The 1,272-nt window shown below is 71.4% G+C and carries 1 pseudogene; it reads right to left on the bottom strand.

Annotation, left to right across the window (positions count from 1 at the left end):
- Positions 1 to 1,272: pseudogene (locus ACWED2_RS05860) on the bottom strand (hypothetical protein); the annotation flags it as partial.

Raw genomic sequence — 1,272 nt, forward strand, 5'->3', positions numbered from 1 at the left:
GACCGTTGTCGCCGGTGTGCGGTGGCGTGCTGTCGCTGCCGCGGGTGGCCGAGGGGCTGTTGTCGCCGGTGTGTGAGGGAGTGTTGTCGCTCGCTCGCGATGGTGCGTTGTCGCCGGTGTGCGAGGGGCTGCCGTCGCCTGCCCGCGACGGTGCACCCTCCCCGGCGTGCGAAGGACTGCTGCCGCCCGAAGGCGATCGAGTCGGCGTGGCGCCCGACTCGCCCGCGTGCGCGGGAGAACCCTCGCCGGTGTGTGAGGGCGAGCTGTCCCCGGAGGGGGAATCGTCGCCCGACCGCGCCGCCGATGGCGACCCCTCCCCGTCACCCGCGTGCGAAGGAGAACCAGAGCCGTCCCCGTCCGCCGAACCGGATCCGTCCCGGCTCGAACCGCGGCGGGCGCCTGGGTCGGCGCTCGGCGGATCTTCACCGGCGTGGCCGGCGCCGTCCGGCGAACCGTCTCCGTCGCCGCCGGGAGAGGAATCTCCCTCGCCGCCGTGCGAGCCGTCGCCGCTCGCGGAATCCCCGTCGCCGCCGTGGGCACCCTCCCCGTCGCCGCCGTGGGCGCGGGCGTGGACCCCGCCCCCCTCGCCCTTGGGGATCTTCCGGACGAAGCCGCCTTCCTTGACCTTCAGCCCGTCCAGCCCGCTGACCTTGCCCAGCACCTTGCCGAAGACCTTGGCGATCTTCTCGAAGATGTCCACCAGCTTCGACAGCAGCGGCGAGACCCGGCGGATGGAGTCGGTCAGCTTCTTGAGCAGCCCGGCGATCTTCTTGCCCCACTCGGCGATCGCGGCCGACGCCTGCGCCACCACCACCGGCGTGCCGAAGCCGAGGGAGAAGACCTCCTCCATCACCCACGAGATCAGCTTGCCGACCAGGTCGGCGATCAGCTGCCGCACGGTTTCCCGCACGAACGAGACGATCTGGCCCATGATCATCGTGACCGTGCTGATCGCGCCGGCCACCGTGGCCGCGCCGGACAGGGCCTCGCTGTGCTCGGCCGCGAACTTCCGGTACGCGTCCGCGCCCGCGCCGGTCCAGCCCGTCGTCCCGTTCTTGACCGCGTTGTCGAAATCCGTCTTGCGCTCGCCGAGCGCCTTCGAGACGTTGCCCCAGGTGTCCGCATAGGACTGGATCACCGGCGGGTTGCCCGCCACCGAATCCAGCATGTCCTTCAGCGGCTGCACGTGTTCCATCAGGAACGACGCCACCGACGACATCAGGTACCCGAACGGGTCGATCGCCGCCCCGGCGATCTCGCCCGCCAGCGACA

This window comes from Amycolatopsis sp. NPDC005003, assembly GCF_053600695.1.